The organism is Brucella gallinifaecis, from assembly GCF_006476605.1.
Taxonomy (GTDB): domain Bacteria; phylum Pseudomonadota; class Alphaproteobacteria; order Rhizobiales; family Rhizobiaceae; genus Brucella; species Brucella gallinifaecis.
This window is the reverse complement of record NZ_ML636811.1, coordinates 35,830-54,843: the sequence shown is the minus strand read 5'-3', so window position 1 is coordinate 54,843 and position 19,014 is coordinate 35,830. Positions and strand designations below refer to the sequence as shown.

Sequence of the window (19,014 nt, the reverse complement as noted above, 5' to 3'; positions counted from 1 at the left end):
AACAACACCTCTTTGCAGTGTGAGTTAAAAAAGACTTTGAGGAGAGCGAACAAAACCAGCATTTGGCCGGTAATTATTCGATAATCTCAACCCAATCCCGTGGATTTGCCTTTTATCCTCACCATTGGCAGTTCTGACAGTGTGTTACAAAGATGCGGGTAAATTGCGCTGAATTGGTGAAAAGCAACAGCATAATATTGCGAATATCATAAAGTTACGAAATTCTTGCTTGCAGCTGAGCTGCTGCTCTTCAAACTCATCCCTTCATCGCTATACGCACATCCTCATCAGCAAGCGTCTGATCAAGCGTTATGCGCGTGCGCTCGATGATTGCGTCGATATCATCATCAGTGCAGCAAAGCGGCGGTGCATAGCCAAGAACGCCATTCGCAAAGGCGCGAATGACAAGACCATTATCCCATGCACGATCAAAAATGCGACGTGCCGGATCAACTGCTGCCGGAAGCGGTGTCTTCTTATCCTTGTCTGTTACAAGCTCGATTGCTGCAAGCATGCCACGACCACGTATATCGCCAACCAGCGGATGATCTGCCAAAGCATGCAAACCAGCCATAAGACGCTGACCAGCCTTGCGACCATTTTCAAGCAACCCACCTTCATAAAGACGCAAACATTCAAGGCCAACTGCTGCACTTACGGGGTGTGCCGAATAGGTATAGCCGTGACCGACTGCGGACTTGCCTGCGCCATCTGCGATTGTGTTGTAGACGTGATCGGACATGAATACAGCACCCATCGGCACATAGCCCGATGTCAAACCTTTGGCAGCCGTGATGAAATCCGGCACAACATCATCTTCCGAACAGGCGAAAAGCGGACCAGTACGGCCAAAGCCGGTGATCACTTCATCGACGATGAACAGAACATTATATTTCTTGCAAACTTCATGCATCGCCTTGAGCCAGCCGGCTGGCGGCACGAGCACACCGCCCGATCCCTGAATAGGCTCAACATAAAATGCCGCAACACGTTCAGCACCAAGCTCTTCGATTTTAGCACGAAGCGCTTCAACCGATGCATTGATGATTGCCTGCGGATCGGAGCCAACCGGATTGCGATAGGCATAATGCGATGGAATTTTATGCTGCCAGTCATATGGAACACCAAAGCCCGCATGAAATGCCGGAAGTGCAGTCAGACCAGAACCAGCTGTCGAGGAGCCATGATAACCATATTCAACCGAAATAAATTGGTCTTTCTGCGGCGTACCCTTCGCATGGTAATAATAGCGAATGAAGCGGATTGTGCTGTCGATCGCATCCGAACCGCCAAGCGTGAAATAGACGTGGTTGAGATCACCCGGCGCACGATCTGCCAGTTCAGCCGCCAATCGAATGGCAGGCTCTGAACCAAGGCCAAAATAGCCTGTCGCATATGGAAGCTCTTGCAACTGCTTTGTTGCCGCTTCCACGATACTATCCTGACCATAGCCAACATTTACGCACCAAAGACCGGCAAAACCATCAAGCAGCTTATGGCCCGATGCATCGGTTACAGTCGCCCCTTTGCCCGACTTGAGCACACGGACACCAGCGGCTTCGTGGCTGCGGAATGATGATACCGGATGCACCAGATGGGCGCGATCAAGTTCGATCAGCGAATTGCTCAGCATAATATTCTCCAAATCAACCTAGTGCCTGATTTACAAGCGCATATGTGCGGTATTCAGTGCCGCTTTGTTCATCAATTGGTCCAACAGCGCGGCGCATCGGTATTCCGCCACCAACATGCACCAGTCCGCGTTCGGTCAACCAATCGGCAAGACCTGTTGCAATATTCGTATCCACGCGGACAAACTCACCCGTATGTTTTGAGAGTAGAAAATCGATCAACGTACACGCATCATCAATAGTCTTTGCGACCACGGGGCCAATAACAAGACCACGACCAAAGGGGCGAATGCCGGCAAATGCCTCAACTTTATTATTCTTGCGAATGACTGCAAACTGCGCACTCTCATTTAACAACTGCATGATATTCGACCGATTGTGGCCAGTCGCCGCATGATCCAGTTCAATCAAACTTGGAAAATCATTGCTTTGTGCCCAGGATATATCGCCCTGTGCATCCACCTTTGCAGCAATACCCTGATGCTGAATAATTTCACCAGTCTTAACAAAGCCTAGCTTTTCATAAAGCGGCAAACCATCCTGTGTGGCAACAAGCAAACATGTACGCCCGCTTGCAGCATCAAGGGCTGCCTGCATCAGCTTGCGACCAAGCCCGCGTCCACGCATCGCTTCATCAACAATAACCATATTGACGGCTGCAACATCATCGCCCAATGGCGTTGACATCGCGGTGCCAACAACATGTCCACTTTCCAGTGCAACGACACCATTGCTGAGCGTGAGCACAAAGGCCCAGTCTTCTCGACGATGTGGCCAGCCTGCCTGTTGAGACAAAGCAACAGCACCATCAAGATGATCAGATGTCATCGTTTCAAGAGTGATTGGCGATGCAGTCATGACTGTTTCCGAGCACGGTTCTTCATTGACTCAGATTAGAATGAGGCTCGCAGCAGTTCATCCCGACCAGCATCCATATACCGATGGTTTTCACTGTCCTTTGACACCGCCGCCGCATCTTATGCCGCGAGGTATGACGAACCACTGCTCAAACCAATAGTCTACCCCTACTCCAAGGCCAGCCTGACGAAACTCTCTGCCAAAGCTTCGTTGAGATACGAAACAATCTGCTTTGCGCGGATAGGAATGCAGTGATTAGTCTATTCGCGGCTCATTATGATGTATGACAATGGCACAGCAGTGCCTGCACGCCTTGGAAGGATCAAATCATGGCCCAGTTCAGACCAAAATACATCACCTTCGATTGCTACGGCACGCTGACCAATTTTCAGATGGCGGAAGCCGCACGCGATCTTTACGGCGAACAGCTGAATGAAGAACAGATGCAGCAGTTTATCAAGAATTTTGCCGCTTATCGCCTGGATGAAATCCTCGGTGACTGGAAGCCTTATAATGAAGTCGTGCACAATGCGATTGAACGCACCTGCAAGAAGAACAACGTAACCTTCAAAGCTGAAGATGCACGCACAGTCTATGAACGCGTACCAACTTGGGGACCGCATGCAGACGTGCCGGCCGGTCTTTCCAAGGTCGCCAAGGAAATCCCGCTCGTCATTCTTTCAAACGCGATGAACGAGCAGATCCACCACAATGTCGACAAGCTCGGCGCACCATTTCATGCCGTTTATACAGCGCAGCAGGCACAAGCATATAAGCCACGCTTCAAAGCGTTTGAATATATGCTCGATCAGCTCAACGCCAATCCGGAAGACATTCTGCATGTCTCCTCATCGTTCCGCTATGACCTGATGTCGGCGCATGATCTTGGTATCAGGAACAAGGTCTGGGTCAATCGCGGTCACGAGCCAGCGAACCCCTATTACGGCTATACCGAAATCAAGGATATTTCTGGTCTGGCCGGCGTCGTTGGACTGTAAATAAGGCTTAGCAAGATGCAATTTAAACCCTACTGGCACGATACGACACCGCCTTTCACTGCTGGCGAAAAGAACCCACCAGAAGGGCATTATGATATTGCCATTATCGGCGGTGGTTTCACCGGCCTTTCAGCTGCATTGCATCTTGCCAAAGCAGGCAGCCGTGTCGCGGTGTTTGAAACAGGGCTTGTCGGCTCCGGCGCTTCAGGGCGCAATGGGGGACACCTCAACAATGGCCTCGCGCACAGCTATATCGATGCAAAACAACAGCTTGGCGCAGAACGTGCCAAGGCTCTTTACAAAGCTTTTGATCATTCCGTCGATACGATAGAACGCATCGTCGCCGAAGAAAATATCGACTGCTCATTCCGTCGTGCGGGCAAGCTGAAACTTGCTTCCAAGCCTGCACATTTCGACAGTCTTGCACGCAATTTTGAAGCCATCCATGCAGAGGTCGACTCCGACACCGCCTTGTTGCGCGCCGATCAGCTCTCGGGCGAAGTCGGCTCATATGATTTTCACGGAGCTATGCTTTCCAAAAAAAGCGCCATGATGCATATGGGGCGTTATGTGACTGGTTTAGCTGCGGCAGCGGCGCGTCATGGTGCATTGATTTTTGAAAACACAACAGTTCAGGAGCGCAAAAAGCTCGGTAACCAGCACCAGATCGTCACATCACGCGGCACGGTGACTGCAGACGCTATAATTCTGGCAACCGGCGCCTATACGACAGACAGTTTTTCCTATTTCCGCAAACGCATCATTCCGGTTGGCAGCTTTATCATTGCAACCCGACCGCTGACAGGCAGCGAAATTGCTGACACCATGCCCGGCAATCGCACCTATGTCACGTCGATGAATATCGGCAATTATTTCCGGCTTGCACCGGATAATCGTATGATTTTCGGCGGCCGCGCTCGCTTTTCAACAACCTCGGACCAGCGCTCCGACAACAAAAGCGGCGCAATTTTACGCGTAAACCTCGTCAAAATGTTCCCGCATCTTGCTAAGGTAGAAATCGATTATTGCTGGGGTGGGCTTGTCGATATGACCCGGGACCGCTATCCGCGTGCAGGTTTTGCCGATGGCGTCTGGTATGCGATGGGCTATTCCGGCCATGGCGCACAAATGTCCACGCAGATGGGGATTTATCTCGCAGACGCAATCCTCGGACGCAGCGACAACAGTCCAATCTCCGGCCTCGAATGGCCAACTATTCCCGGTTATTCCGGCAAGCCTTGGTTTCTGCCTATGGTGGGTTTCTATTACAAAATGCTCGACAAGTTTCAGTAATAGTAAAAAGGGCGGTTTAACCGCCCTTTTCTTTCGTCTTAAAGCCCGCCAACATGCAGCGTTTTAACTTCCAGATATTCCTCAATACCCAGTTTTGAACCCTCACGGCCCAGCCCAGACTGTTTGACGCCGCCAAAAGGCGCAACTTCGGTTGAAATCAGACCCGTGTTAAGCCCAACCATGCCGAATTCCAGCGCTTCAGCCACACGCCATGACCGTTTGAGGTTCTCGGTAAAGAAATACGCGGCCAGACCAAAAGGCGTTGCGTTGGCAATTTCAATCGCTTCCTCTTCCGTCTCAAATCGGAAAAGTGGCGCAACAGGGCCAAAGGTTTCTTCCGATGCAAGCAGCATATCCGTTGTAGCATCACCCAGCACAATCGGACGCGCATATTGCCGACCTTCCGGCATGCTTTCGCTTTGTGCAAGAATTTTTGCACCGCGCCCCAAAGCATCGCTCACATGGCGTTCGATCTTTTCGATCGCTGCGTGATTGATCATAGGACCAATCGCGACACCTTCATCTGTACCGGCACCAACTTTCATTTTTAAAACGCGAGCCGAGAGCTTTTCTGCGAAAGCATCGTAAATGCCTGCCTGCACCAGAATACGGTTTGAGCAAACGCAGGTCTGGCCACCATTGCGGAATTTTGAAGCAATCGCGCCTTCCACAGCCTGATCAAGATCAGCATCGTCAAATATGATAAATGGTGCATTGCCGCCAAGTTCAAGACTCAAACGCTTAATGCTGTCGGCAGCACCCTTCATCAGAAGCGAACCAACGCGTGTTGAACCCGTAAACGAAATTTTGCGCACGGTTTCATTAGCCATCAATTCATTGCCAATTTCGCTTGGCATGCCGGTAACGATGTTTATGACACCGGCAGGAATGCCTGCCCTCTCAGCAAGAACACCAAGTGCCAGCGCTGAAAACGGTGTAAATTCAGACGGCTTGATCACAACTGTACAGCCTGCCGCAAGCGCTGGAGCAACCTTACGGGTAATCATCGCGTTCGGAAAGTTCCATGGTGTGATTATCGCGCAAACACCAACGGCTTCTTTTAACACCAGAATGCGGCGATCAGCCGTTGGCGAAGGGATGCTGCCTCCATCAATGCGACGCGCTTCTTCAGCGAACCATTTAACAAAGGATGCACCATAGCGAATTTCACCCAGTGCTTCATTGAGTGGTTTTCCCTGCTCCAATGTGAGCAAAAGAGCAAGATCCTGTTCATGCTCGACCATCAGTGCAAACCAGCTCTCAAGCAACGCTGCACGCTCGGCATGCGTTTTCTTTTTCCATGGCTTGAAAGCTTTCGCTGCAGCATTAATTGCCGCGCGGGTTTCCTTGCCGCCCATATCCGGGATCGTGCCCAAAGTGCTAAGGCTTGCAGGATTGGTAACATCAACAGTTGCGCCAGATGTGGCATCCTGCCAGACGCCACCAATAAGTCCCTGTTGGCGGAAAAGTGCGTGATCTTTCAAAGTATGCATGACTTCCTCTTTATGCCAGAGCTGTGAGCACGGCCTGCGTAATTGCATCCGTCTTGTCTTTACCCGCGACAGTTCCAATACTCTGAGCCGTCACCGTTTCAATTGCTGTCATCACATCTTTTGCAGCCTGATGCTCGCCAAGATGCTCAAGCATCATTGCGCCCGACCAGATCGCTGCAATAGGATTGGCAATGCCAAAATGCGCAATGTCAGGCGCTGAACCATGAACCGGCTCAAACATGGAAGGTGCTGTGCGATCAGGATTAATGTTGGCAGATGCCGCATAGCCTAGACCGCCCTGAATGGCTGCCCCCAGATCAGTCAGAATATCACCAAAGAGGTTTGAAGCCACGATCACGTCAAGGCTTTCCGGCGCCATAACCATACGTGCTGCCATAGCATCAATATGATAATGCGAGACTTCGACATCAGGATATTCCTTGGCAACATCCTTTGTCACTTCGTCCCAGAAAACCATCGAATATTTCTGAGCATTCGATTTTGTTACCGAAGCAAGCTTCTTACGGCGTGCCCGTGCCTGTTCAAAACCAAAGCGGATGATGCGTTCAACGCCCGTTCGGGTAAAAATCGCAGTTTCTACCGCGACCTCATTTTTCGTGCCCGAATGCACACGTCCACCAGCACCCGAATATTCGCCCTCGGTATTCTCACGAACACAAATAATATCAAACCCTTCAGAACGAAGCGGACCGGTTACACCCGGCAACAGGCGATGCGGGCGGATATTGGCATATTGTACAAAGGCTTTGCGGATCGGCAGCAGTAATCCGTGCAGGGATACTGAATCTGGTACTTCCGCAGGCCAGCCAATGGCACCGAGATAAATCGCATCAAACTTACGCAGCGTCTCGATGCCATCTGCTGGCATCATCGCGCCGGTCTCAAGATAATATTCGCATGACCACGGAAAGCTGGTGCCTTCCAGCGAGAATCCATTGCGTTTTGACGCCTGTTGCAAAACCAGCCACGTGGAATCAGTTACGCTTTTGCCGATACCGTCACCCGGAATGAGTGCAATCGAATAGGTTTTCATTGCTTGTTCCCTTAAAAACGCATCCTGAAAAGTGTGAGGACAAGATGCGCGTTAAAATGAATATCTAAAGATCTATGAGCACGCTTTTGGATTTGCGGTTCGCAAGATAGGCGTCGCGCCCGAGATCTTTACCAATTCCTGAGCTTTTATAGCCACCAGTCGGCAGGATATGATCCCTCGAACGCCCATAGCGATTGACCCAGATAGTGCCTGCCTGCAGAGCCTTGGTGACACGAAGCGCACGAGACAGATCCCGCGTAAAAAGACCTGCCGCCAACCCATAGGTCGGATGATCGGCGAGAGTTAATGCCTCATCTTCGTCTCTGAATGTCTGAAGTGTCAGCACAGGCCCGAAGATTTCTTCGGTCACAGCGGGAGAGTTTTCATCGACACCGCGAAGTAAAGTTGGCTCATAAAAATAGCCTTCACGATCCATCCGCTTGCCACCAACAACACTTTGTGCGCCAAGGTTGACAGCCTTCTGCACAATTTCGTCAATGCGGCACATCTGGCGCTCGGAGATGATCGGAGAATATTGGGTATTCTCATCCCACGTCACACCCGGCTTGATATTCGCCATATGACGCGCAATGGCTTCGCTCAATGCATCGGCAATTTCTTCTGCAACAATCAGACGCGAACCAGCAACACATGCCTGTCCGGCATTGCTGAGAATTCCGCGCGTAATAGCGGCTGCTGCCAATTCGAGATCCGCATCGGCAAACACCACTTGCGGACTTTTTCCGCCAAGCTCAAGCGTCATGGGCTTGATGCCGGTGCGTGCAATATTCGCCATGATCGCCGCCCCTGCTGCCGTCGACCCGGTAAAGCTCACTTTGGAAATATCATAATGACCTGTAATGGCATTGCCAGTCGTTGGCCCATCCCCAAGAACAATATTGATAAGGCCTGCGGGAATGCCGGCTTTTACAGCGAGTTCAGCAATTAAAAGCGTGGTGAAAGGCGTGATTTCAGACGGTTTGAGCACCACAGCATTGCCTGCGGCCAATGCCGGTCCGAGCTTCCAGCCAGCCATAGAGATCGGAAAGTTCCACGGTGTAATCGCACCAATCACACCATAAGGCTCGCTCAGCGTCATGCCAAATGTGCTGGCGCTGGTCGGCACAACTTCGCTGCCTTCCTTGTCAGCAAACTCTGCAAAAAAGCGGATTTGCTCCGCGGTGACAGCAATATCGCCTTCGATAAGATGTGCGATTGGACGCGTCGATGAAACAGCTTCCATGCGCGCCAACGTCAACGCTTCCTGCTCGATCAGGTCGGCCCAACGATGCATCGCATTAAGTCGTTCGCGTGGACGGCTATCAGCCCAGCCGCTTGTTTTCAAACTGGCCTTGGCATTTTCTACGGCACGATCAACCAGCGCATCATCAGCAATCGGACAATCGCCATAGGCTTTACCGTCCGATGGCCGGTGCATTTCCATTGCGCCCGCTGCATCGACACGCTCCCCGCCAATATAATGATAAAACGGCAGTTTAAGCGTTTCAGGATCAAAGCTTAATGTCATCGCGCACCTCGCACTTTCTATGGTGAAAGATTAGAGCCGGACGCGCCGCATTATTGATTGAGAATAACCCGGCTGACGGTTTTGAATCGCGTCAGACGGGTTTAAAGCGGCGGATTATTCTGGATACTCAATGCTTATTCATAAACGCAGAGATAAACCTTACGTACAGTTTCAATTGTTCGCCATACACCGACAAAACCCGGCTTCATGACAAAGCTGTCACCTGCGCGATAAGTCTTGGTTTCGCCGCCCTTCTCTTCAATTTCAACAAGACCCGACAAAATATGGCAAAACTCTAATGTTGTGCCCTTGATCGAGTGAGTTTCGCCCGGTGTCGCTTCCCAAACGCCTGTCAGAACCTTGTCATTCTTCGACGCATCCTGCGCCCAGGTCTTAAAGGATGGCGTGCCAGAAATCAGGCGATCTTCGGTCGGCAGTGCCTCTTTCGGCGCGAAATCTGGATTGGGATCGATAGTAATCAGAAGTGACATAGCATTCCTCTTTGGTTAATAACCGAGTGTGCGATCGATCAGGCCAATCAGTTTTTCACCAGCCAAATGACGCTGAATATTTTCAATGACGGATTTCGCAGCCGTATGCGGTTGCGTGACAGATGCAATATGCGGCGTAATCAGTACTTTGGGATGCGACCACAGCGGATGCCCGGATGGAAGCGGTTCGGGATCAGTCACATCGATCATAGCCGCTGCGAGATGACCGCTATCAAGCGCATTAATAAGTGCGCTTGGATCAAGCTGCGGTCCGCGTCCCGTATGCAACAAGCGTGCGCCCTTCGGCAGCAAGGCAAACAAGTCTGCATTCAGAATGCCGCGCGTTTCATCGGTCAGCGGCAGCAAGCAAATCAGAATATCCGTCTGGCGCAGGAAGCTCGCAAACTGGTCTTCCCCGTAAAAGCAGGTAACACCTTCAATGTCTTTCTGGCTGCGACTCCAGCCTGAAAGTGGAAACTGAAATGGCTTAAGGCGTTTGATTGCAGCTTGTGCAAGCATACCCAGCCCTAAAAAACCAATTCGTCGTTCCGACGCCTGTGTGGTTGCAATGACCTGCCATGTTTCTGACTGTTGCTGTTGGCGATATGCGATTGCGTCACGATGAAGAGTCAGTACTCCAAGCGCCACATATTCCTGCATCATACGAATGATGCCGTCCTCAACCATACGAACAAGTTTCACATGCTCAGGCACACTGCCGGGCTTGAACTGATCAACGCCCGCACCAATGGAGAAAAGGACTTCGAGATTCCGATATCGCGCAATATCGTCTGGTGCGACCCAGCTGATTAGATAGCGGATTTTATCTGGATCAATTTCATCTCCGGCCTGAAAAAACTCAACATCAGGCAGTGCTTTTGCAAACGCCTCACGGAAAACGGCGCCGCGGACTGCATCAGAATTGAAGAGAAACGCCATAATTGTTTCCAATTAACAGGTAAGGCGTGCAGCAAGATTTTCGATCATCTTCTGGCACGCATGCAACTCATTGATTTCGATATATTCGTTGGGGCGATGGGCGCGGCTGATATCACCGGGACCGCAGATAATTGCATCAATGCCTGCTTGCTGGAACAGTCCCGCCTCCGTGCCATAGCTCACAGCAGCAAGCGTATCCTGCCCCGTCAGCTCGACCATCAAGCGAGAAAGTGCACAGTCCTTTGAGAGGGAAAGAGCAGGATAAGAGCTTAATTCATGCCATATCACCTCAAACCCGCGATCACGCAGAGCGAATAATTCTGCTTTTACAGGCTCCAGCAATTCGGTTGGTGATATGCCGGAAATTGCACGCACCTCAATGTCGGCTGTGCAACGATCAGGAATGATATTGACCGCCTGTCCGCCAGAGATGACGCCAAATTGCAACGACGAATAAGACGGCTCAAAATTGGTATCGAACGGACCAGCTTCAAGCGTTTGGCCATAAGCCGTTGCTTTTGCAATCACACAAGCCATGGCGTGGACAGCATTCAACCCGAGATCAGGGCGCGATGAATGGCCCGAGCGCCCAATGACTTCCAGCCGCGCAGCAGCTTTGCCTTTATGCACGCGCACAGCTTGCATGCGGCTTGGCTCACCGATAATGGCGCCCAGCGGCTTGGCACAAAGATCAGGAATCGCTGCAAGCAAATGCGGCACACCACGACAACCGGCTTCTTCATCGTAGGAAAAGGCCAGATGAACAGGCCGTTTCAACGAACTTGAGGCAAACATCGGCAGAGCAGCAAGCGCACAAGCCAGAAAGCCCTTCATGTCTGTCGTGCCGCGCCCATAAAGTCTGTTGCCATCTTTTTGTAGCTTAAACGGATCAGTCACCCATTCTGCTTCTCCGGCGGGAACCACATCTGTGTGGCCAGAAAGAATGTAACCCGGCACATCGCGGGGACCGATAGTGATAAAAAGATTTGCTCTGTCACCTTCAGGTCCGGGCAAAACCGATACGTCAGCGCCCGCAGACTTGGCGTAAGAACTGATCCATCCAACAATCGCATCATTGGGTTTACCGACAACGGATGGAAAGCCGATCAGAGCTGCGAGAATTTCTTCGACGTTCATAAATACCACATTCAAAGTCAGACCTTCAGATTTCTATCAGAATATGGTGTTGGTGCAGTGTTCCGTGCCGAATATGCTGCTGCTTCAAACAAAGATTGCGAATAGCGGCGATCAAGCAGCGAATTATGCGGAGGTATTTGTGAAAGGATGCGGCAAAATACGCCTGCCGAACGCATTGCATTGCGTGGCAGGATCAAAAACACTGGATCTTGAGGGCTGAAAGTCCGCAGGTTGAGCTTGGCAGCGGGTAGGAATCGGATTGGCTGATATGCAAAAATCAGTACGGCTGAAATCTTTTGAATTGATCGCGCATGACATAGCGGATGTAGACAAGAGCCTGCTTCATGGCCTTTCGATGGGTGTTCGGTGGCCACATCGTCCCAATGACTGGGATCTCATGTTGAAAACCGGGCAAGGGTTGGTTGCTATTGACGGAATCGGCCGGGTATTCGGTAGCGCTATGTGGTTTCCATATGGTGACGATTTCGCAACCATTGGCATGGTCATCACCTCCCCTCGTACACAAGCACAGGGCAATGGTCGCTGGTTGATGGAACAGGTGATGGAGCGATGCAAAGGGCGCAATCTTAGCCTCAATGCGACCCAAGCCGCTTATAATCTCTATCTATCGCTTGGCTTTACCGATGAAGCGACAGTTTATCAGCATCAGGGAGAAGTCGGACTTGAGCTTCCAGCCATACCAGAGCCCAATGGCAAGCTTGTAGCCCTTTCAGCAGAAGAGCTCGAAACTATCTCCGAGCTCGACTGCAAGGCTTTTGGCACAAACCGCATGCATTTGCTTCAACTCATCTGTGACACGGCTGAAATCTATGGCTTGATGAGAAATGGGCAAATGGTCGGTTATTCCTTCTGCCGCGAATTTGGACGCGGGAAAGTTCTGGGCCCCATCGTCGCAAGCAATGACGAAGACGCCATTCAATTAACCGCAGTCCACTTGAAAAATCTGAAAGGCAAGTTTGTGCGCGTTGATACGCGTGAAAAAACTGGCGCATTCGCCGACTTCCTAGTGCAATGCCGCCTCGGTATGCACAGCACGGTAACAACCATGTCAAAGGGCAAACCGTTTTTAAACAGACAGACTGACAAACCTTGGATCTACGGGCTATCGGCCCATGGCTGGGGCTGATTTCCCGTTCAGGTAGCTTGACTAGACTGCAAGGCCTCTTCAAGCCCCAGCGATGGATACATTGCTATAATAGCACTGATGTCATCCATCAACTCAGTGATGAGCCAATCCCGAACCTGCGCCACGATAGGGCGAACAGGCTTGTCTCGCAGACGAACCAGATGACATTTACGATGGGCTGGTAAAAGCCGATTTTGGGCTGGGATCAATGCGCTTGTCCGTAACCAGTGCGCTACAACATTCAGCCAACCAATTGCCACTCCTTGCCCCAGCAATGCGGCCTGAACAACAATGGCATAATCAGAGAACAGCATTTCATCATGAGCTGCTCGACCACGTGCGGGCAGAAAAAAATCCGGCCAGTTCGGCTGCGCTTCACTCAAATTGATAAGTGTTGTCACAGGCTGATCATGTTCTCTTTGATAGGTGGGGCTACAAATAGGCACAAGAATTTCGGGCATAACGAAAGTGGCTTCGTGATTATCATCGCCACCTTCCACAAACCTCATACCGAGATCAACGTCGTTCACTGGCCCTGCCAGTGGTCCCATGATTAACTCAAACCGCAAATCAACGCCGGGAAAAGTCTTCTTAAAAGCGGCCATGCGCGGCATCACCCAATGCGTTGTGAAGCCAGTTGAAAGCGAGAGCGTTACCGTTTGAACACCCTGTTTGCGGTCGCTGATTTCTCTTAATGCCTGTTCAATGCCAGCGAACCCTCGGTCAATGGCATCGTGCAAAATTTTACCATACTCCGTCAGCGTGACACCACTCGTCGTGCGGATGAAAAGCTGCACATCCAGATGCTCTTCAAGGCGCCCGATCATACGACTGATAGCAGCAGGCGTCACATTGAGTTCTTGTGCCGTTTTGGAAAAATTTCCGTGCCTTGCTGCTGCCTCTAGTGTGAAAAGGCCGTTCATGGAAGGAAGAGTACGTCGCAAAATCGTCATTACATTTTGTAACATCGTATCAAGCTTTTTTCAATTGCGCCTTTCGCCGTTATTTGTTCTCCTACTAATCAAGAAAGGAGAAAATCCTTCACCGTCGTCAGGGGAACAAAACATTTGTAAGCGCTTAATACCAAAGTGGTTACGCGCAAAACTCATGTTTAGCTCTTCCATTGAATGCAGCATGTCGAGCCTGACAATATTTGATCAGTCGATAAAATATTTAGTGGAATCAAATGACTGAAACCAAAAAATCGACAAGTGTTGGAGTTTCCATTCGTAGGGCGACGAAGACCTATGGAGCTTTCTGTGCACTTGATTCAGTCAGCCTTGATGTTGCACCCGGTGAATTTGTTTCAATCCTGGGTCCATCTGGCTCTGGCAAAACAACATTTCTTGGCATTCTTGGTGGATTCGTTCAGCCAACATCCGGATCCATCTGGTTAGGTGATCGCGATATTACATTAGAGCCACCGCACAAACGTGACATTGGCATTGTTTTCCAGAACTATGCCCTGTTTCCGCATATGAATGTCGCCGATAATATCACATTTCCACTGCGCGCGCGCCGAATGCCAAAATCAGGTTGGCCGGAAAAACTGCGCGATGCATTGGCAATGGTTGAACTGTCAGGACTTGAAGGACGCAAGATTGACGAGTTATCGGGGGGGCAGAGACAACGCGTTGCTCTTGCACGAGCAATGATCTTCGAGCCACGCCTCATCTTAATGGATGAGCCACTTTCGGCACTCGACAAACAGCTTCGTGAAAATATGCAGATCGAGCTCAAACAGTTGCATCGCAAGCTTGGTGCAACAATTGTCTATGTGACACATGACCAGCGGGAAGCTCTCACGATGAGTGATCGTGTTGCCATTATGAACAAGGGCAAAATCGTACAGATTGACACGCCAGAAATGTTACACGACAGGCCAATAAACTCATTCGTCGCAGGCTTTATCGGTGAAGCCACGCTTCTACCAGTCACAAGAAATGGTAACAATAGTGTAAGCCTAGCAGGCACAACGCTTCGATCAACTTACCCGATTCCGCACGGCGAAAACCTCTATCTCGCACTGCATTCCGAAAAGCTGACTGTCAACGATCACCCCGGAAGCGATCACATAAATCGTCTGCGGGGTACGGTCATCGATGCGCTTTATCAAGGTGAAAGCATCCGAGTTTTCATGCAGTTACCGTCTGGTGAAAAACTGAGTTTCCGACTGCCGTCTAATCATGCAGGGAGAGCAAAGTTACGCGCTCCAGGTGAAGAAATTGATATTGCACTTCACCCGGAAGACACGGTGATTGTGCCACAAACCAACTAACGATCACGCATGAGTATTATGAGGAAAACAGCAATGAAGATCACAGATTTTAAAGTGATGACATTTGACGTCGTGGGCACTTTGATCGACTTTGAAAGCGGCGTTTTAAATGCAACACGCAAAATTGGTGGTGAAAAAGCTGCCAAACTGACGGACGATGAAATTTTCGGTCCGTACATTCGTGGGCGCGATAAGTTCTACGGCCGTTCTTCGTCGGCAATGAAAGACGTTTATCTTCACATGGCAACAGAACTCGGCATCAACAACGACCAAGCTTCAGCGGATCTATTCCAGTTCGCTATCCTGCATCATCCCGCTTTTGAGGATTCAATTGCAGCACTCAAGCGTCTTCGCAAAAACTTCCGCCTCGTCGCCATGACCAATGCAGACCGCACCACGTTCTCAGCCTACTCAGAAACGCTCGAAAACCCGTTTCATGACAGCGTGACCTGCGATGAAACCGGATATGCAAAGCCAGATCCGAATTTTTTTACTTATAACAAAGGTCGCCAATCGGCTTTCGGCTTCAAGCCATCGGAAATCCTCCACGTAGCCCAGAGCCAATACCATGATATAGGGATTGCTAAAGAGCTTGGCTATACAACATGTTGGATCGAACGCCGTCAGGGGCAAAAAGGTTTTGGCGGCACACCGACGCCAAAAGGCGTAACAAAGCCGGATTTTCACTTTTCAACACTCAAACAACTTGCAGACGCAATTGATGCTGAACTCCTTTCAGTTTCAGTCGCAAACGCGGCATAAGACCGGAGCGTCACCCGCCATGAGGATACGCCCTCCCTTCAATGACATCAATTCCCTATGGCAGGCAACAGCCGTTGAACGCCCACAATTTTCAACGGTTGCAGGCGGAGATCAATATGATGTCGCAATCATCGGAGGCGGTTATACGGGTCTGTCAACAGCACGATATCTGGCACGCAAAGGCCTGTCAGTCATCGTGCTGGAAGCAAGTCGTATCGGATGGGGAGCAAGCGGGCGCAATGGCGGGGTCGTTTCTGCAAAATTCCGATTGGCATATCGCGATATTGCCAATCGTTTTGGCATTGATGTCGCGCGGCGTATGCACAACATCAGCATTGAAGCCGTAGAACATGTCGGCGAAATGGTCAGCGATTATTCCATTGAAGGCGCTAATTATCACGCCACAGGCTCTTTACGTTGTGCGCACAACCAGGTTTCATTTGATGCCATCAAGGCGGAATGCGCCTGGCTGAATGAAGCGCTCGGCGACACAGCCTGTTCGATGCAATCTGCTGAACAAGTGGCGTATGAAACAGGCTCCGATGACTTCTTTGGAGGTATGCTCAACACTCACGGCGGCGTTATTCACCCACTCAACTTTGTCTTGGGATTGGCGCGCGGTGTACAGTCCGATGGCATCTCAATCTGTGAAAATACGCCAGTAATGAGCATAAATCGCCAATCAAACATCGTTATTGTCGAAACACAGAATGCTGCCATTCGTGCAAAGACGGTCGTCATTGCGACCAACTCTTATTCTGATTTGACTGGTGCTACTACGCCCGTAAAAAAGACAATCATCCCGTTCCGATCGGCAATGATCGCAACACAACAACTGACAGGCACAGCAGGTGAAAAACTTCTTAAAAATGGGCGCAGCTATACCGAAACCCGGCGCATGATGCGCTGGTTCCGCAAGTCCGGCGACCGACTTATTTATGGCGGGCGCGGTGCGTTTGGAAAAACAGATTCAGAAGCAGCATTCGCTGCTTTGCAAAAAGCGATGGTGAAACAATTTCCTGAACTTCAGTCCGTTCAAGTCACGCATCGCTGGTCAGGACTTGTTGCCATGACACTCGATAGTCTTCCCCATGTCGGACGTCTCAATGACAGAATTATATATGCGCTAGGTTATAATGGAACAGGCGTCGCCATGTCGTCATATATTGGCAAGCATTTAGCTGAAATTGTCACCGGTAACCGTGTTGATCTTGGTTTGCTCACACAATTACCGCTTACACAAATTCCTTTTTATGGTTTGCACGCACCAGCCGTTCGTATGGTAGCAGGCTGGTATCAGTTTCTCGACGCAATCGGTCGTTGAGGGAGATCAACGCTGCGCGCCGGAGCAGCTTCTTTATCAAGCCGGTAGACAAGAATGGACTCTAAAAGTCCACATAGAGGAGAACAAACATGCGCATACCAACTCTCGCATTCCTCCTGTCCTCAGCGACTTTTACTACTGGTATCAGCCAGGCATCTGCTAAGCAGATCACTTTCGTTTCACAAGGTGGCGCCTATCAGGAAGCACAGACCAAGGCCATTCTAGAGCCAGTTGCGGAACAGCTCGGCATCACGATCAATCAGGATAGTTCGCCAGATGCATGGCCCGTGATCAAAACACAGACTGAAACCGGAAAACCAGTTTGGGATGTCATTGATACACCTACAAAGGACTGCATTCGCGGTGGCGAACAAGGAATGATCGAAAAGCTCGATTTCTCTAAACTGCCGAATGTCAAAGATATGCCTGACGAATATAAGTCGCCATATTCGGTCGCTTATGAATTTTACTCGAGCGTGCTTGCCTATAATAAAGACACGTTTGGAGATAATGCACCAAAGACATGGGTCGATTTCTGGGACGTCAAGAAATTTCCCGGCACTCGCGCCTTACGCAATCACCCATTGGCAACGCTGGAAGCTGCTCTGATTGCAGATGGCGTTCCACTTGACAAACTCTATCCACTCGATGTTGATCGTGCTTTCAAAAAGCTAGAAAAAATCAAGCCATTTGTCACCGTCTGGTGGACATCCGGTGCCCAATCGGCACAACTTCTAGCCGATGGCGAAGTGGATATGACAATGGCATGGAATGGTCGTGTTTCCGCTGTGATCAAAGAAGGCTTGCCTATCGGCTACACCTTCAATCAAGGCTTCCTGCAATACACATCGCTTTGCATTCTGAAAGGTGCGCCTAATCTCGATACCGGAGTGAAATTTATTAACGCAGCGCTTGATCCTGTAATCCAGGCCAACTTCCCTGCTTATATCGATTATGGCCCAGCAAATCCGGCCGCTTATAAAACAGGCAAAATCTCACCTGAACGCGCGGCAGAAATGCCAAGTTCACCGGATAACGCAGCTAAACAGGTTCTCGTTTCCGATAAATGGTGGAGTTCCCCAGCTGGTGAAGATGCCCAGAAGCGCTGGGCCGAATTTATCCAGAAATAACATCAGCAAGCGCGCATGTTACTATTGCGTGTGCGCTTCTCGTAGTTGAGCGATACAGCATTTAACGGTGATATTGATGAGCAGTCTGGCCTTAAATCCAAGTGAGCTTTATCGACGCAAAGAAATGCGACTGATGCTGTTTCTTCTGGCGCCCGCGTTGGCAGTCGTCACAGCTTTACTGATCGTGCCGCTTGGCTGGCTCGCATGGCAATCCATCTGGCAAGATGGCGGCTTTACTGCGGTTCACTATCAGCGTTTTCTTACCGACAACGTCTATTGGATGACATTTCTGCAAACTTTTAAAATTGCATTTATAGTCACGATAGCAGCCCTTCTGCTCGGTTACCCGATTGCTTATCTTGCGGCAACCGTCCCGCACAAATGGAGCATCTTCATTCTGGCAATGGTCATTTTACCATTCTGGACCAGCGTACTCGTGCGTGCTTATGCATGGCTGATCCTTTTGCAACGAACCGGGCTGGTTAACTCGGCCCTAAAGTCGCTTGGGTTGATTGATGCTCCACTGCTTCTAGTAAATAACGAATTTGGAACAGTCGTGGCAACAATCCATATTCTGCTACCGTTTATGGTCCTACCACTTTACGCAACCATGCAGAAAATACCGCGTGAACTTTCAATGGCTGGTTCAAGCCTCGGCGGTACACCTTTCTATGTTTTTACGCGGGTTTTTCTGCCCCTATCCCTGCCGGGAATGATTGCGGGCATGGTACTGGTCTTTGTACTTACACTCGGCTTCTACATTACGCCAGAGCTGCTTGGCGGTGGACGGACCTATATGGTTTCAATGCTCGTTTCCCGCAACATCGAGGTTTATCATGAATGGGGTGCTGCATCGTCAATCAGCGTTATACTATTAATCTGTGTGTTCCTGATCTTCCGTTTGACCAGCCTGGTGATCCCTTTTGAACGCATTATGGGGACGAAGTAAGA

At 50.2% G+C, this 19,014-nt stretch carries 17 protein-coding genes; 8 read left to right on the top strand and 9 right to left on the bottom strand.

The features are described from left to right. Positions 1-256: 256 nt before the first annotated feature. Together FHY56_RS14815 and FHY56_RS14810 are read right to left on the bottom strand one after the other, a co-directional pair. Positions 257-1,633: an aspartate aminotransferase family protein gene (locus FHY56_RS14815; protein WP_140905934.1), complete on the bottom strand. Its 1,377-nt coding sequence runs from the start codon at positions 1,631-1,633 to the stop codon at positions 257-259. Positions 1,634-1,646: 13 nt separating this feature from the next. Next, positions 1,647-2,489, bottom strand: a complete 843-nt coding sequence (locus FHY56_RS14810) for a GNAT family N-acetyltransferase (RefSeq protein WP_140905933.1) — start codon at positions 2,487-2,489, stop codon at positions 1,647-1,649. A gap of 329 nt (positions 2,490-2,818) precedes the next feature. Between FHY56_RS14810 and FHY56_RS14805 the strand changes: the two genes are divergently transcribed. Both FHY56_RS14805 and FHY56_RS14800 read left to right on the top strand, forming a co-directional pair. Next, positions 2,819-3,487 (top strand): haloacid dehalogenase type II, encoded by a 669-nt coding sequence (locus tag FHY56_RS14805; RefSeq protein WP_140905932.1) that lies wholly within the window; start codon positions 2,819-2,821, stop codon positions 3,485-3,487. A 15-nt stretch (positions 3,488-3,502) separates the two neighbouring features. After that, positions 3,503-4,780 (top strand): NAD(P)/FAD-dependent oxidoreductase, encoded by a 1,278-nt coding sequence (locus FHY56_RS14800; protein WP_140905931.1) that lies wholly within the window; start codon positions 3,503-3,505, stop codon positions 4,778-4,780. A gap of 38 nt (positions 4,781-4,818) precedes the next feature. Here the strand turns inward: FHY56_RS14800 and FHY56_RS14795 are convergent, their stop codons facing one another. The 6 genes from FHY56_RS14795 to argE all read right to left on the bottom strand — a co-directional run bounded on the left by FHY56_RS14795 (position 4,819) and on the right by argE (position 11,422). Next, positions 4,819-6,273 carry an NAD-dependent succinate-semialdehyde dehydrogenase gene (locus FHY56_RS14795; protein WP_140905930.1) on the bottom strand — a complete coding sequence of 485 codons (1,455 nt, stop codon included), beginning with the start codon at positions 6,271-6,273 and terminating at the stop codon, positions 4,819-4,821. A 10-nt stretch (positions 6,274-6,283) separates the two neighbouring features. Continuing rightward, positions 6,284-7,327 carry a tartrate dehydrogenase gene (locus FHY56_RS14790; RefSeq protein ID WP_140905929.1) on the bottom strand — a complete coding sequence of 348 codons (1,044 nt, stop codon included), beginning with the start codon at positions 7,325-7,327 and terminating at the stop codon, positions 6,284-6,286. A gap of 64 nt (positions 7,328-7,391) precedes the next feature. Next, the gene (locus FHY56_RS14785; RefSeq protein ID WP_140905928.1) at positions 7,392-8,855 is read right to left on the bottom strand and encodes an aldehyde dehydrogenase family protein; all 1,464 of its coding nucleotides are present in this window, start codon (positions 8,853-8,855) and stop codon (positions 7,392-7,394) included. A gap of 134 nt (positions 8,856-8,989) precedes the next feature. After that, positions 8,990-9,346 carry a cupin domain-containing protein gene (locus tag FHY56_RS14780; RefSeq protein ID WP_140905927.1) on the bottom strand — a complete coding sequence of 119 codons (357 nt, stop codon included), beginning with the start codon at positions 9,344-9,346 and terminating at the stop codon, positions 8,990-8,992. Positions 9,347-9,361: 15 nt separating this feature from the next. Further along, entirely contained in the window at positions 9,362-10,285 is a 924-nt protein-coding gene (locus FHY56_RS14775) for a 2-hydroxyacid dehydrogenase (RefSeq protein WP_140905926.1), read from the bottom strand. A gap of 12 nt (positions 10,286-10,297) precedes the next feature. Next, positions 10,298-11,422, bottom strand: a complete 1,125-nt coding sequence (gene argE, locus FHY56_RS14770) for an acetylornithine deacetylase (RefSeq protein ID WP_140905925.1) — start codon at positions 11,420-11,422, stop codon at positions 10,298-10,300. A gap of 268 nt (positions 11,423-11,690) precedes the next feature. Between argE and FHY56_RS14765 the strand changes: the two genes are divergently transcribed. Continuing rightward, complete coding sequence (locus FHY56_RS14765) at positions 11,691-12,569, top strand: GNAT family N-acetyltransferase (RefSeq protein ID WP_140905924.1); 879 nt, start codon at positions 11,691-11,693, stop codon at positions 12,567-12,569. 8 nt (positions 12,570-12,577) lie between these two features. On the opposite strand, the gene FHY56_RS14760 is transcribed toward FHY56_RS14765, so the two are convergent. Continuing rightward, positions 12,578-13,522 (bottom strand): LysR family transcriptional regulator, encoded by a 945-nt coding sequence (locus FHY56_RS14760; protein ID WP_140905923.1) that lies wholly within the window; start codon positions 13,520-13,522, stop codon positions 12,578-12,580. A gap of 233 nt (positions 13,523-13,755) precedes the next feature. Here FHY56_RS14760 and FHY56_RS14755 point away from each other — a divergent pair, with 233 nt between their 5' ends. From FHY56_RS14755 to FHY56_RS14735, 5 genes are all read left to right on the top strand, one after another. Then, positions 13,756-14,847: an ABC transporter ATP-binding protein gene (locus FHY56_RS14755; protein WP_140905922.1), complete on the top strand. Its 1,092-nt coding sequence runs from the start codon at positions 13,756-13,758 to the stop codon at positions 14,845-14,847. Positions 14,848-14,880: 33 nt separating this feature from the next. Beyond that, the gene (locus tag FHY56_RS14750) at positions 14,881-15,609 is read left to right on the top strand and encodes an HAD-IA family hydrolase (protein WP_140905921.1); all 729 of its coding nucleotides are present in this window, start codon (positions 14,881-14,883) and stop codon (positions 15,607-15,609) included. A 19-nt stretch (positions 15,610-15,628) separates the two neighbouring features. Further along, positions 15,629-16,933 carry an NAD(P)/FAD-dependent oxidoreductase gene (locus FHY56_RS14745; protein ID WP_140905920.1) on the top strand — a complete coding sequence of 435 codons (1,305 nt, stop codon included), beginning with the start codon at positions 15,629-15,631 and terminating at the stop codon, positions 16,931-16,933. An 89-nt stretch (positions 16,934-17,022) separates the two neighbouring features. Next, positions 17,023-18,063, top strand: coding sequence for an ABC transporter substrate-binding protein (locus FHY56_RS14740; protein WP_140905919.1), 1,041 nt, complete (start codon positions 17,023-17,025; stop codon positions 18,061-18,063). 76 nt (positions 18,064-18,139) lie between these two features. Next, entirely contained in the window at positions 18,140-19,012 is an 873-nt protein-coding gene (locus tag FHY56_RS14735) for an ABC transporter permease (RefSeq protein WP_140905918.1), read from the top strand. Positions 19,013-19,014 lie beyond the last annotated feature (2 nt).